At 68.2% G+C, this 13,607-nt stretch carries 12 protein-coding genes and 1 tRNA gene; 8 read left to right on the forward strand and 5 right to left on the reverse strand.

Going from position 1 to position 13,607, the window contains the following annotated elements; genetic code table 11:
* Window positions 1-27: 27 nt before the first annotated feature.
* From G6N14_RS03870 to G6N14_RS03890, 5 genes are all read right to left on the reverse strand, one after another.
* Window positions 28-306 (reverse strand): hypothetical protein, encoded by a 279-nt coding sequence (locus G6N14_RS03870; protein ID WP_163787050.1) that lies wholly within the window; start codon window positions 304-306, stop codon window positions 28-30.
* 240 nt (window positions 307-546) lie between these two features.
* Entirely contained in the window at window positions 547-1,236 is a 690-nt protein-coding gene (locus G6N14_RS03875) for a hypothetical protein (protein ID WP_085133765.1), read from the reverse strand.
* Window positions 1,233-2,630, reverse strand: a complete 1,398-nt coding sequence (locus G6N14_RS03880; RefSeq protein WP_085133766.1) for a hypothetical protein — start codon at window positions 2,628-2,630, stop codon at window positions 1,233-1,235. Before G6N14_RS03880 ends, G6N14_RS03875 begins: the two co-directional genes overlap by 4 nt.
* 6 nt (window positions 2,631-2,636) lie before the next feature.
* The gene (locus G6N14_RS03885; RefSeq protein ID WP_163787052.1) at window positions 2,637-2,996 is read right to left on the reverse strand and encodes a type VII secretion target; all 360 of its coding nucleotides are present in this window, start codon (window positions 2,994-2,996) and stop codon (window positions 2,637-2,639) included.
* Between the two features lie 78 nt (window positions 2,997-3,074).
* Window positions 3,075-3,150, reverse strand: a tRNA-Arg gene (locus G6N14_RS03890).
* A gap of 112 nt (window positions 3,151-3,262) precedes the next feature.
* On the opposite strand from G6N14_RS03890, the gene argS reads away from it, so the two are divergent.
* The 8 genes from argS to prfA all read left to right on the forward strand — a co-directional run bounded on the left by argS (window position 3,263) and on the right by prfA (window position 13,605).
* Window positions 3,263-4,909 (forward strand): arginine--tRNA ligase, encoded by a 1,647-nt coding sequence (gene argS, locus G6N14_RS03895; protein WP_085133768.1) that lies wholly within the window; start codon window positions 3,263-3,265, stop codon window positions 4,907-4,909.
* Window positions 4,906-6,333 carry a diaminopimelate decarboxylase gene (gene lysA, locus G6N14_RS03900; RefSeq protein ID WP_085133769.1) on the forward strand — a complete coding sequence of 476 codons (1,428 nt, stop codon included), beginning with the start codon at window positions 4,906-4,908 and terminating at the stop codon, window positions 6,331-6,333. Before argS ends, lysA begins: the two co-directional genes overlap by 4 nt.
* 2 nt (window positions 6,334-6,335) lie before the next feature.
* Window positions 6,336-7,670 carry a homoserine dehydrogenase gene (locus G6N14_RS03905; RefSeq protein ID WP_085128489.1) on the forward strand — a complete coding sequence of 445 codons (1,335 nt, stop codon included), beginning with the start codon at window positions 6,336-6,338 and terminating at the stop codon, window positions 7,668-7,670.
* Complete coding sequence (gene thrC, locus G6N14_RS03910) at window positions 7,667-8,749, forward strand: threonine synthase (RefSeq protein ID WP_085133770.1); 1,083 nt, start codon at window positions 7,667-7,669, stop codon at window positions 8,747-8,749. Before G6N14_RS03905 ends, thrC begins: the two co-directional genes overlap by 4 nt.
* Complete coding sequence (thrB, locus tag G6N14_RS03915; RefSeq protein WP_085133771.1) at window positions 8,749-9,696, forward strand: homoserine kinase; 948 nt, start codon at window positions 8,749-8,751, stop codon at window positions 9,694-9,696. Before thrC ends, thrB begins: the two co-directional genes overlap by 1 nt.
* 263 nt (window positions 9,697-9,959) lie before the next feature.
* Window positions 9,960-12,047, forward strand: coding sequence for a transcription termination factor Rho (gene rho / locus G6N14_RS03920; protein WP_085133772.1), 2,088 nt, complete (start codon window positions 9,960-9,962; stop codon window positions 12,045-12,047).
* A gap of 166 nt (window positions 12,048-12,213) precedes the next feature.
* On the forward strand, window positions 12,214-12,456 hold the full coding sequence (rpmE, locus tag G6N14_RS03925; protein WP_085133773.1) for a 50S ribosomal protein L31: 243 nt from the start codon (window positions 12,214-12,216) through the stop codon (window positions 12,454-12,456).
* A 72-nt stretch (window positions 12,457-12,528) separates the two neighbouring features.
* The gene (gene prfA, locus G6N14_RS03930; RefSeq protein ID WP_085133774.1) at window positions 12,529-13,605 is read left to right on the forward strand and encodes a peptide chain release factor 1; all 1,077 of its coding nucleotides are present in this window, start codon (window positions 12,529-12,531) and stop codon (window positions 13,603-13,605) included.
* Window positions 13,606-13,607: the final 2 nt, after the last annotated feature.

Raw genomic sequence — 13,607 nt, forward strand, 5'->3', positions numbered from 1 at the left:
TTTCAACCGTCGCGACTGGCCGGACTTTCAACCGTTGTCAACAAAGGAGTAGATCTTGCCGCCGATCTTGATGTAGGGGGTCGCGAGATACGCCAAGCCCACCATTATCACCACGGGCGTGAACCCCAGCGCCGCTGCGCGATCCCACGTCGGATACGTCGACAGGACGCCCGCCGCCGCCGCGATACAAACAAGGCTCCAGTACCAGCGCCGCTGGACACTTCGGTCGATACTGAGAAATGACAGCACGACTCCGCCCGCCAAACACAGGGCGAACACCCAGAACATCAGGTCGCTCAGCGTCATCCGCCCAGTCCCCAGGTAGCTATCTTGTCCCCGAGCAACCCGCCCCCAGCCGCGCCGAGAAGGCCCGCAATTACGCTGCCCTCCGGCCCCATCCACGAACCCCAAGCTGCCGCTGCCGCGAATCCCCCGAGCCATGCGCCGGTACTGCGCCCTCCGAGTTTGGGGGCTTTGGCAAAGGGAGTTCCGCTCAAGATGTCGTCGCCAGCCACCAGTTACCAGTCACCATGAAATCCAGTCCTCCTATTTTCGATGCCGGGGGTGCACCAGATATTCCATGGACTGCTTGCGTCGCAGTGGCCGGCGTTTGCCCATGTAGTAGAGGGGCAGGTAGAGCAGGGGCAAAACGCCTGCGGTGATCACGGAGGCGACCACAAACGGGATGTATTGACCGCGCGCTATCGGGTAACGCCAGCTGGCGTCACCATATGCGGTGATGGCACATAGCATCGCGAAGAAGGTGCCACCCATCAGGCCGACCCAGATCTCGCCTTCCCCGGTAGTGGCGAAGTAGACGTTTCCGGCGGCGATCGCACCTAGTACGACGAGAGACCACCACAGGGTAGTGGCGGTGAGGAGTCCGCTGTAGGAGTCTGGATGTGGATCAATCTCCTGCTGCGTGGGATCGGTTGTCGCAGGTTCATCGTCGGGGTCAGGGTCTGTGATCGTCAGCGCATAGATTTTTCCGCCAATCTTGATGTGGGGCGTCCACACATACGCCATCACCACCATTGACACCGTGGGCATCAGTCCCCGCGCTGCCGCGCCTTCCCACGTCGGATACGTCGACAGGACGCCAGCCGCCCCCGCAAGGCAGGCGAGGCTCCAGTACCAGCGCCGCTGGACATTTCGGTCGATACTGAGAAATGACAGCACGACTCCGCCCGCCAAACACAGGGCGAACACCCAGAACATCAGATCGCTCAGCATCATCCGCCCAGTCCCCACGTAGCTATCTTGTCCCCGAGCAACCCGCCCCCAGCCGCGCCGAGAAGGCCCGCAATTACGCTGCCCTCCGGCCCAATTAGCGAACCCCAAACTACCCCTGCGGCGAATCCGCCAACCGCACCGCCGAGATTGCGTCCGCCAAGCTTGGCCCATTCTTCGTAAGCCGGAGCTCCCTGCCAGATGTCATCGGCGGTTACTAAGAGGTCGAGCCCGAAACCGGCAATGCCCACCCTGCGGCCCAGCGTCTTAAGGGCATCGACGTCTGCCGCAGACCACGTCGGAGCGTTGCCCCAATGCCTACCCTGGGGCAGGGCATTCGCCTGCGAACTGAGTCCGCTGCCCAAACCACCTACTCCGGTGGAGATTTCAGACCCCGCTTCGTGGATCAGCTGTCGGGGCGACTTGCCGCTTCGCACCTCTTCGAGTGCTTGGCTGATCCCTGCCGGGGACACCCCCGCCGATTTCAACTGGTCGGCGAAGCCTCCCAGGACCAATTCCCGAGCCTGCAACTCACACCGATCGAGCATCTGGGTTGCTTGATCGGGTGTCAGGGGTGGCCGGTCTGAATAGGCCCGCCCGGATTCGAGGAAACGCTGAAACTGCAGTCTGGCTTGGGCGCGGGTACGCGCGTCGCCCCCGAGCACCGGATCGGTTGGCAGGGGGCCGATGAACTGCGAATTCCGCAAGTCATCCAGACGTTCCTGGGCCAGTCGGCGCGCCGCCGGGTCTGCGGTGGGATCATCGGCAATCGCCTGATCGCGTTGCCGCACCGCATCTGATGGATCTGGTGTGAGCGGAGCCGGCGTCTGCGGTTTCGTGCCGGCACCGGTTGAGTCATGGGCGCCGTCTTCGCCGAAGGCGAAGTAGTGCAGACCTGTTGTTGCGGTGGTCAGGTCGCGGGCGATCTGGTCTTCGTTGGTGACCAGGTTGGCCACGCGGGACTTGATGAAACTTCCATGATCGGCCGCGGCCTGCTCGCGTTGAGCCTGCTCGGCGGTGGAGCTGTAGTAGGGCCACGTATCGGTGACGGCGTAGTCGTCGCCGACGCGGAATTCATCGCGTTCGGCGGCGGCGACGGCGTAGAGCACCTCGGCTTTGTTGTTGTGTTGGGTCTGCGCGCCGCGGGTGGCGGTAGTGGCGGCGTTGCGCAGCGCGTCGGCTGGACCGTGGACTTTGACCAGATCTGCGGCGGATCGGCGCTGAAAGCCTTCGGCGCCGGCGCCGGTCCAGGGCGTGCCGCCGGGCCTGGTCGCAGCGTCGCGGACTTCGGTGAACGCGGCTTCCCAGGAGTCGGCGAGGTTGGTCCAGGCGGTGGCGTTGGCGATCAGGTGATCCCAGGTGGCGTCTTCGACTTCGGTCAGTGTCGGTAGCCCGGACATCGCGGCCTACCTGCCGGTTCCGAGCGCGCCGGCGCCGGCGTCGACGCCGGAGTGCGGGGCCAAGGGTGGGGGGCCGCCTGCTCGCTGGGCGACCGCGGTCAGGGCGGCTGCGGCGTTGTTGTCCGTCGCCTCGTATTCGTCGGCGGTGGTGGTGAGCTTTGTCGCGTTGGCTGTCAGCCGGGCGCGCATCGCCGCTGCGGCCGTGCCGGCGCCAGTGTTGGTGGTGTTGCATGCTGCACTGCTGGTCTGCCATGCGGACGCTGGAAGTGTTGGTAACTGCGGTGCGACCTGGCCCGCCAGCATCGCGCAGCGTTGCGCCAGTTGGCGCAGGTCGGCTGGGACGACCCGCAGGACGGGGCTGGTCACCCGCCAAGCGTATAAGTGAATCCGAATTTGCGGAATTCAGTCGCCGAACGAGCTGAGTCAAAAAGATGGCATTTTGTGTGGTGCCCCCGGCAGGATTCGAACCTGCGGCCTTCTGCTCCGGAGGCAGACGCTCTATCCCCTGAGCTACGGGGGCGCTCGCGTAATGCGGCGCCATGTGGGCTTTGACAGAGTAGCGCATGAATGCCCCGAGCCGAGAACCGGACGGATTCGGGGCCTGACCACGACAGACCATAGGATGGGGCCTCGTGACCCCCGCCGATCTGGCCGAATTGCTCAAAACCACCGCTGCCGCGGTGCTGGCCGAGCACGACCTGGACACCGCCGCGCTGCCCGCGACGGTGACGGTCGAGCGGCCGCGCAACCCCGAACACGGTGACTACGCCACCAACCTGGCCCTTCAGCTGGGCAAGAAGGTGGGCGCCAACCCGCGTGAGCTGGCCGGCTGGCTGGCGCAGGCGCTGGAGCAGGCCGACGGGATCGCCGCGGCCGAGGTCGCCGGCCCGGGGTTTGTGAACCTGCGCATCGAGGCCTCGGCGCAGGGCGCCGTGGTGGCCAACATCGTCGCCGCGGGCGCCGACTACGGCCATTCCCGCGAGTTCGCCGACCTCAACGTCAACCTCGAGTTCGTCTCGGCCAACCCCACCGGCCCCATCCACATCGGCGGCACCCGCTGGGCCGCGGTCGGTGACGCGCTGGGCCGGCTGCTGAGCACCCAGGGCGCCGCGGTGACCCGCGAGTACTACTTCAACGATCACGGCGCCCAGATCGACCGGTTCGCCAACTCGCTGATCGCCGCGGCCAAGGGCGAGCCCGCCCCCGAGGACGGCTACGCCGGCGCCTACATCACTGATATCGCGGCTCAAATCCAGGCCCAGGCCCCGGACGCGCTGAACAGCCCGGATGCCCAGGAGACGTTCCGCGCGATCGGCGTCGACCTGATGTTCACCCACATCAAGGCCTCGCTGCACGAGTTCGGCACCGACTTCGACGTGTTCACCCACGAAGACTCGATGCACACCTCCGGGCGGGTCGAGCAGGCCATCGCGCGGCTGCGCACAGAAGGCAACATCTACGAAAAGGACGGTGCCACCTGGCTGCGCACCAGTTCCTACGGCGACGACAAAGACCGCGTCGTGATCAAGAGCGACGGCAAGCCCGCCTACATCGCCGGGGACCTGGCCTACTACCTGGACAAGCGCGAACGCGGCTTCAACCTGTGCATCTACATGCTCGGCGCCGACCACCACGGCTACATCGCCCGGCTCAAGGCGGCTGCGGCGGCCTTCGGCGACGACCCGGCAACGGTCGAGGTGCTCATCGGACAGATGGTCAACCTGGTGCGCGACGGCCAGCCGGTCAAGATGAGCAAGCGCGCCGGCACGGTGATCACCCTGGACGACCTGGTCGAGGCCATCGGCGTGGACGCCGCGCGCTACAGCCTGACCCGCTCCTCGGTGGACACGCCCATCGACATCGACCTTCAGCTGTGGTCCTCGGCGAGCAACGAAAACCCGGTCTACTACGTGCAATACGCGCACGCCCGGCTCTGCGCGCTGGCCCGCAACGCCGCCGAACTGGGCCTGGTCCCGAGCACCGCCAACCTCGGACTGCTGAACCACGACAAGGAAGGCGCGCTGATCCGCAACCTGGGCGAGTTCCCCCGGGTGTTGGAAACCGCTGCCGCGCTGCGTGAGCCGCACCGGGTGTGCCGGTACCTCGAAGACCTCGCCGGCGACTACCACCGTTTCTACGACAGCTGCCGGGTGCTGCCGCAGGGCGACGAAGAACCCACGGATCTGCACGTCGCGCGCCTGGCGCTGTGTCAGGCCACCCGCCAGGTGATCGCCAACGGGCTGGGCATCCTGGGCGTGAGCGCACCGGAGCGGATGTGAACGTCCACCCCGCCGGCCCCCGCCACGCCGAAGCGATCCAGCCCGACGGCCTGCCGCCGCGGCCGCAGAGCCCGCAGCAACTGCTGGAGCTGGCGCCGAACGTCTGGCCCCGCAACACCGTTCGCGACGACGACGGCGTGACGCGGATCGCCGGTGTGAAACTGACCGACCTGGCCGCCGAGTACGGCACCCCGCTGTTCGTCATCGACGAGGACGATTTCCGGGGCCGCTGCCGCGAGATCGCCGACGCGTTCGGCGGCGGCGAGCACGTGCACTACGCCGCCAAAGCCTTTCTGTGCAGCGAGATCGCGCGCTGGATCGACCACGAGGGCCTGTGCCTCGACGTCGCGACCGGCGGCGAGCTGGCCGTCGCTCTGCACGCCGGTTTCCCCGCGCAGCGAATCACCCTGCACGGCAACAACAAATCTGTTGAGGAACTGACCACTGCGGTCAAGGCCGGCGTCGGCCACATCGTGCTCGACTCGCTGATCGAGATCGAACGCCTCGACTCGGTCGCCGCGGCGGCCAGTGTGGTGCAAGACGTGCTGGTGCGGGTCACCGTCGGCGTGGAGGCCCACACCCACGAGTTCATCTCGACCGCGCACGAAGACCAGAAGTTCGGGCTCTCGCTGGCCAGCGGCGCGGCGATGGAGGCCATCCGGCGGGTGTTCGCCGCCGAGCATCTGCGGCTGATCGGCCTGCACAGCCACATCGGCTCGCAGATCTTCGACGTCGCCGGTTTCGAGCTGGCCGCCCACCGGGTCATCGGGCTGCTGCGCGATGTGGTCGCCGAATTCGGCGTCGACAAGACCGCGCAGCTGTCGGTGATCGATTTGGGCGGGGGACTGGGCATCTCCTACCTGCCACAGGACGACCCGCCGCCGATGGCCGAGCTGGCCGCCAAGCTGGCCGCGATCGTGCGCGACGAGTCCGCGGCGGTGGGCCTGCCCGCCCCCCAGCTGGTCGTCGAACCCGGCCGGGCCATCGCCGGGCCGGGCACCGTGACGCTCTATGAGGTGGGCACCGTCAAAGACGTCGACATCAGCGCCACCGCGCACCGCCGCTACGTCAGCGTCGACGGCGGTATGAGCGACAACATCCGCCCGGCGCTTTATGACGCGCATTACGACGTGCGGCTGGTGTCGCGGACTCTCGACGGTGCCGACGCTGAACCCGAGGTGGCGCGCATCGTCGGCAAGCACTGTGAAAGCGGCGATATCATCGTCCGCGACACCTGGGTGCCCCGCGGCCTGGTTCCCGGCGACCTGGTCGCCGTGGCCGCAACGGGCGCCTACTGTTACTCGATGTCGAGCCGGTACAACCTGCTCACCCGGCCGGCAGTAGTGGCGGTACGCGACGGAAAAGCTCGCCTTATGCTGCGCCGGGAGACTGTCGAAGACCTGATCAGCCTGGAGGTGGGGTAGAAGTGTCCGGTTCGCAGGTATCCGGGGCCCCCATCGGGGTGGCCGTACTCGGTCTGGGCAACGTCGGCAGCGAGGTGGTCCGCATCCTCGAAGCCAGCGCCGACGACCTGGCGGCCCGCATCGGGGCGCCGTTGGTGCTGCGCGGCGTCGGGGTGCGCCGTGTTTCGGCTGACCGCGGTGTCCCGGTGGAGTTGCTCACCGACGACATCGACAGCCTGGTCTCGCGCAGCGACGTCGACATCGTCGTGGAGCTGATGGGCCCGGTCGAGCCCGCCCGCAAGGCGATCCTGTCGGCGATCGCGCACGGCAAGTCCGTCGTCACCGCCAACAAGGCCCTGCTGTCGCGCTCCACCGGCGAGCTGGCCGAGGCCGCCGAGAACGCGCTGGTGGATCTGTACTTCGAAGCCAGCGTCGCCGGCGCGATCCCGGTCATCCGCCCACTGACCCAGTCACTGGCCGGGGACACCGTGCTGCGGGTGGCCGGCATCGTCAACGGCACCACCAACTACATCCTGTCCGAGATGGACTCCACCGGCGCCGACTACACCAGCGCGCTGGCCGACGCGAGCGCGCTCGGCTACGCCGAGGCCGACCCGACAGCCGACGTCGAGGGCTACGACGCCGCTGCCAAGGCCGCGATCCTGGCGTCGATCGCCTTCCACACCCGCGTCACCGCCGACGACGTCTACCGCGAGGGCATCACCAGCATCAGCCCGGCGGACTTCACCACCGCGCGGGCCCTGGGCTGCACGATCAAGCTGCTGGCGATCTGCGAGCGCATCACCACACCCGATGGCCAGCAGCGGGTTTCGGCCCGCGTTTACCCGGCGCTGGTTCCCCTGACCCACCCGCTGGCCAGCGTCAACGGCGCCTTCAACGCGGTGGTGGTCGAGGCTGAGGCGGCCGGGCGGCTGATGTTCTACGGCCAGGGCGCCGGGGGTGCTCCGACGGCGTCGGCGGTCACCGGAGACCTGGTGATGGCGGCGCGTAACCGGGTGCAGGGCGGTCGCGGCCCCCGCGAGTCCAAGTACGCCCAGCTGGCCATTGCGCCGATCGGCGACGTCGCCACCCGCTACTACGTGAGCATGGACGTGGCCGACAAGCCGGGCGTGCTGTCCACGGTGGCCGCCGAGTTCGCCGCGCACGGGGTGAGCATCGCCGAGGTGCGCCAGGAAGGCGTCGCCGACGGCGAAGGCCAGCTGGTGGGTGCTCGTATCGTGGTGGTCACCCACCGAGCCGCCGAGTCGGCTTTGTCGAAAACTGTTGCGGCGCTTGCGGGCCTGGACGCAGTCCAGCGGATCGCCAGTGTGCTGAGACTGGAAGGAACAGACCAGTGAGCTCCACCCGGACCCCGATTCATCGACCCTGGCCCGGCTTGATCGGCGCCTACCGCGATCGGCTCCCCATCGGCGACGACTGGACGCCGATCACCCTGCACGAGGGCGGCACCCCGCTGATCCACGCCAAGCGGATCTCCGAGCAGACCGGCTGCACGGTGCACCTCAAGGTCGAAGGCCTCAACCCGACCGGTTCGTTCAAGGACCGGGGGATGACGATGGCGGTCACCGACGCGGTGGCCCGCGGCCAGCAGGCGGTGCTGTGCGCCTCGACCGGAAACACCTCGGCCTCGGCGGCGGCCTACGCGGCGCGCGCCGGCATCACCTGCGCCGTGCTGATCCCGCAGGGCAAGATCGCCATGGGCAAGCTGGCGCAGGCAGTCATGCACGGCGCCAAGATCATTCAGATCGACGGCAACTTCGACGACTGCCTGGAACTGGCCCGCAAGATGGCCACCGACTTTCCCACCATCTCGCTGGTGAACTCGGTGAACCCGGTGCGCATCGAGGGCCAGAAGACCGCGGCTTTCGAGATCGTCGATGCATTGGGCACCGCACCCGACATCCATTCGCTGCCCGTCGGCAACGCCGGCAACATCACCGCGTACTGGAAGGGCTACCGCGAATACCACGCCGACGGCCTGACCGAGAAGCTGCCGAAGATGCTGGGCACCCAGGCCGCCGGGGCGGCGCCGCTGGTGCTGGGTGAGCCGGTGGCCAACCCGGAGACCATCGCCACCGCGATCCGGATCGGCTCGCCGGCGTCCTGGACGCAGGCCGTGGAGGCGCAGCAGGATTCCGGTGGGCGCTTTCTGGCCGCCACCGACGAGGAGATCCTGGCCGCCTACCACCTGGTGGCTCAGACCGAAGGCGTGTTCGTCGAGCCGGCCTCGGCCGCCAGCATCGCCGGCCTGCTCAAGTCGGTGGAGGACGGTTGGGTGGCTCCCGGTTCGACGGTGGTGTGCACCGTGACCGGCAACGGGCTCAAGGACCCCGACACCGCGCTCAAGGGCATGCCCGAGGTGACCGCTGTTCCCGTCGACGCGGCCGCGGTGGTCGCTGAATTGGGACTGGCCTAGTGGTCCAGGTGTTGCCGATCGGGTTGACGGCCAGCGTTGCGGTGGCGGCGTCGAGCGCCAACCTGGGTCCCGGGTTCGACTCTCTGGGCCTGGCGCTGGGCCTCTACGACGAGGTGATCGTCGAGACGGTCGAGTCCGGTCTGGTGGTGCGGGTCGAGGGCGAGGGTGCCGGCCAGGTGCCACTGACTTCGGATCACCTTGTGGTGCAAGGCATCATGCGCGGACTGCGCGAAGCCGGGGTGCAGGCGCCCGGGTTGGTGGTGCACTGCCGTAATGCCATCCCGCACCAGCGCGGCCTGGGCTCGTCGGCAGCCGCGGTGGTCGGCGGGCTTGCCGTGGTCAACGGCCTTGTCGCGCAAGTGGATCAGCGTTGCCTGACCCAGGCGCAATTGATCCAGCTGGCATCGGAGTTCGAGGGGCACCCGGACAACGCCGCGGCCGCCGTACTGGGCGGTGCGGTGGTCTCCTGGACCGAGTGCAGGCCCGACGGCGGTGCCGCCTATGCGGCGGCCGCGCTGCGGCTGCATCCCGACATCCATCTGTTCCCCGCGATACCGCAACTGCGCTCGTCGACCGCCGAGACCCGAGCACTGCTGCCCGAGCAGGTCAGCCACCACGATGCCCGGTTCAACGTCAGCCGCGCCGCGCTGCTCGTGGTGGCGCTGACCGAGCGCCCTGATCTGCTGCTGGCGGCCACCGAGGACGTCCTGCACCAGCCGCAGCGGGCCGCCGCGCAGCCGGGGTCCGCGGCGTTGCTGCAGTTGCTGCGCAGGCACGGCATCGCCGCCGTGCTCTCGGGTGCCGGACCCGCGGTGATCGCCCTGACGACGGCGCCTCAACTGCCGGCCGAAGTGCTCGAGTCCGACGAGGCCAGGGCATTCCACATCGCCGAGATGCCGGTTGGCGAGGCGGTCACCTGGAACTCCGGGGTGGCGGTACCGGGTTGAGGCGCGCCGAGGTATCTGTTGCGTCCAGCACAGAAGCGGGCTATCCTCGGTTCCGTCCCGCATTCGCGGCATCAGCACCTGAATCAGACTGCGATGTCAACCGGGATGCCACCAAATTCTTCCCGTAGCTGACGGTGTGTGTTACGACGCCGTCGATACGGGCAACACCGTTACACATTCGACGGTGACAAGCACTCGGCGGGTCCGCTGAATGCAACTAAGCCCCTCGCGTGAGGAAACCGCCGAGGGAAGAAAGGAAATCCGTGACAGAAACGGACCTCTTCGCGGCTGAAGGCAGCACCGACCAGGAATCGGTGCCGACCCCCCCGATCACTGCTGTGACCAGCCAGGATGTAGCCGCTGACAGCGGCGAGGCCGCACCGTCCGCCCCGGCTGAGAGCGCTTCGGCGCCCGCGCGGGGCGCCGCGACCGCCGTTGCCGATGGCGCACTGTCTTCGATGGTGCTGCCGGAACTGCGGGCGCTGGCCAACCGCGTCGGCGTCAAGGGCTCTTCCGGGATGCGCAAGAGCGAACTGATCGCTGCGATTCGCGAGGCGGGCGCCAACGGCGGCCAAGCATCGAACTCCGAGCCCAGCGCCGAGCCGTCCGCGACCGGCGTGGCCAACGGCGCCGAACCTGCCGCGGCCACTGATGCTGCTGAGGGCGACGCCCCCGCAGCACGGCCGCGGCACGAGCGCCGTGGCGCCAATCGGGCGACCGGTGCGCCCGCGGCCGACGCCGCAGCGGCCGACAAGCCCGCCGAGCAGGACAACGCCGCTGCGGCGGACAAGCCCGCCGAGCAGGACAAGCCCGCCGAGCAGGACAAGCCCGCCGAGCAGGGCAAGCCCGCCGAGCAGGACAAGGCCGCCGAGCAGGACAAGGCCGCTGCGGCCGACAAGCCCGCCGAGCAGGACAAGGCCGGCGACGGCGACGCCCCGGGCGGGTCGCGCAGGCAGCGCCGCACCGAGGACAGGGCAGACAGGTCCGACAAGCCCGAGCAGTCCGGTGAGCGGCGCGAGCGTGCGGGCGCCAAGGCCGAGGACGGCGCGCAGGCCAAGAACGACGACCAGGGCGATTCCGCCAACCGCGGCGACGACGACGACGGGCGCGGCGGCCGACGCGGTCGGCGCTTCCGGGACCGGCGTCGGCGTGGCGAACGCGGCAGCGAGGGCGGTGCCGGGAGCGACTCCGAACTGCGCGATGACGACGTCGTGCAGCCGGTCGCCGGCATTCTCGACGTGCTGGACAACTACGCGTTCGTGCGTACCTCCGGCTACCTGGCCGGGCCCAACGACGTCTACGTCTCGATGAACATGGTCCGCAAGAACGGGCTGCGTCGCGGTGACGCGGTGACCGGCGCGGTGCGGATTCCCCGCGACGGCGACCAGCAAAACCAGCGGCAGAAGTTCAACCCGCTGGTGCGGCTGGACTCGGTCAACGGCGGCCCGGTCGAGGACGCCCGCAACCGTCCCGAGTTCTCCAAGCTGACCCCGCTGTACCCCAACCAGCGGCTGCGGCTGGAGACCACGCCGGACAAGCTGACCCCCCGCGTCATCGACCTGATCATGCCGATCGGCAAGGGGCAGCGCGCGCTGATCGTGTCGCCGCCCAAGGCTGGTAAGACCACGATCATGCAGGACATCGCCAACGCGATCACCCGCAACAACCCGGAGTGCCACCTGATGGTGGTGCTGGTCGACGAGCGGCCCGAAGAAGTCACCGACATGCAGCGCTCGGTCAAGGGCGAGGTCATCGCCTCGACCTTCGACCGGCCGCCGTCAGACCACACCCAGGCCGCCGAACTGGCCATCGAGCGGGCCAAGCGCCTGGTCGAGCAGGGCAAGGACGTCGTCGTGCTGCTGGACTCGATCACCCGGCTGGGTCGTGCCTACAACAACGCCTCGCCGGCGTCGGGCCGCATCCTGTCCGGTGGTGTGGACTCCACCGCGCTCTACCCGCCCAAGCGGTTCCTGGGCGCGGCCCGCAACATCGAGGACGGCGGCTCGCTGACCATCATCGCCACCGCGATGGTGGAGACCGGCTCCACCGGCGACACGGTGATCTTCGAAGAGTTCAAGGGCACCGGCAACGCCGAGCTCAAGCTGGACCGCAAGATCGCCGAGCGCCGGGTGTTCCCGGCGGTCGACGTCAACCCGTCCGGCACCCGCAAGGATGAGCTGCTGCTCTCGCCGGACGAGTTCGCGATCGTGCACAAGCTGCGCCGGCTGCTGTCCGGCCTGGATTCGCACCAGGCCATCGACCTGCTGATGAGCCAGCTGCGCAAGACCAAGAACAACTACGAATTCCTGGTACAGGTCTCCAAGACCACCCCGGGAATGGACAACGACTGACCGCAGCGGGCCCACCCGCCCAGCGGGTGATCCCGGCGGAATACGGTGACCGCTCCCGGCGTTTTGGGGGTCGACAGCGTAGCTGGCATAATCGAAAACCTCAGGTTCCGGTTCACGTCCGCCACTGAGGCGGGCGACCCGGCGACCCACGATCGAAGAGGACACCATGAAAACTGGCATTCACCCTGCCTACGTCGAGACCACCGTGGTCTGCGGTTGCGGCAACACCTTCACCACCCGCAGCACCAAGGAGAGCGGCCACATCGTGGTCGAGGTCTGCTCGCAGTGCCACCCGTTCTACACCGGCAAGCAGAAGATTCTGGACAGCGGCGGCCGGGTCGCGCGCTTCGAGAAGCGCTACGGCAAGCGCAAGGCCGGTGCCGCAGCAGAAGCAGCCGACGACAAGTAGTTCCCACACCGACGCCCGGAACGTGCCAGCACGTCACCCGGGCGTCGGCTTGCGTTTGGGGATGGAGGTGAGATGACCCACAGTGTTCAGGGGATCGACGCCCTGCTTGCCGAGCACGCCGCCCTGGAAACGCAGCTGTCGGACCCCGAACTGCACAACGATCCGGCCGAGGCGCGGCGGGCGGGGCGGCGATTTGCCCAGCTCGCTCCCATCATCGCCACCCACCGCAAGCTCGAGTCCGCCCGCGGCGACTTGGAGGCCGCCCGGGAACTGGCCGCCGACGACGCGTCGTTCGCCGCCGAGATCCCCGATCTGGAAGCCCGCGTCGCCGAGCTGGACACCGCACTCACCGACATGCTGGCGCCCCGCGACCCGCATGACGCCGACGACATCGTGCTGGAGGTCAAGTCCGGCGAAGGCGGCGAGGAATCGGCCCTGTTCGCCGCCGATCTGGCCCGGATGTACATCCGCTATGCCGAACGGCACGGCTGGAAGGTGACGGTCCTCGACGAGACCACCTCAGACCTCGGCGGCTACAAGGACGCCACGCTGACCATCGCCAGCAAGGGCGACAGCCCCGACGGCGTGTGGTCGCGGATGAAGTTCGAGGGCGGCGTACACCGCGTTCAGCGCGTCCCGGTGACCGAGTCGCAGGGCCGCGTGCACACCTCGGCCGCCGGGGTGCTGGTCTATCCCGAGCCCGAAGAAGTCGCCGAGGTGGCCATCGACGAGTCGGACCTGCGCATCGACGTCTACCGGTCCTCCGGCAAGGGCGGCCAGGGGGTCAACACCACCGACTCCGCGGTGCGCATCACCCACCTGCCGACCGGGATCGTGGTGACCTGCCAAAACGAGCGGTCCCAGCTGCAGAACAAGGCCCGGGCACTGCAGGTCTTGGCGGCCCGCCTGCAGGCGCTCGCCGAGGAGCAGGCGCAGGCGGATGCCTCTGCCGACCGCGCCAGCCAGATCCGCACCGTGGACCGCAGCGAGCGCATCCGCACCTACAACTTTCCGGAGAACCGGATCACCGATCACCGCATCGGCTACAAGGCGCACAACCTCGACCAGGTCCTCGACGGGGATCTCGACCCGATGTTCGACGCGCTGGCGGCCGCCGATAAGGAATCCCGGTTACAGGGGACGGCGTGAGC

The organism is Mycolicibacter hiberniae, assembly GCF_010729485.1.
Classification (GTDB): domain Bacteria; phylum Actinomycetota; class Actinomycetes; order Mycobacteriales; family Mycobacteriaceae; genus Mycobacterium; species Mycobacterium hiberniae.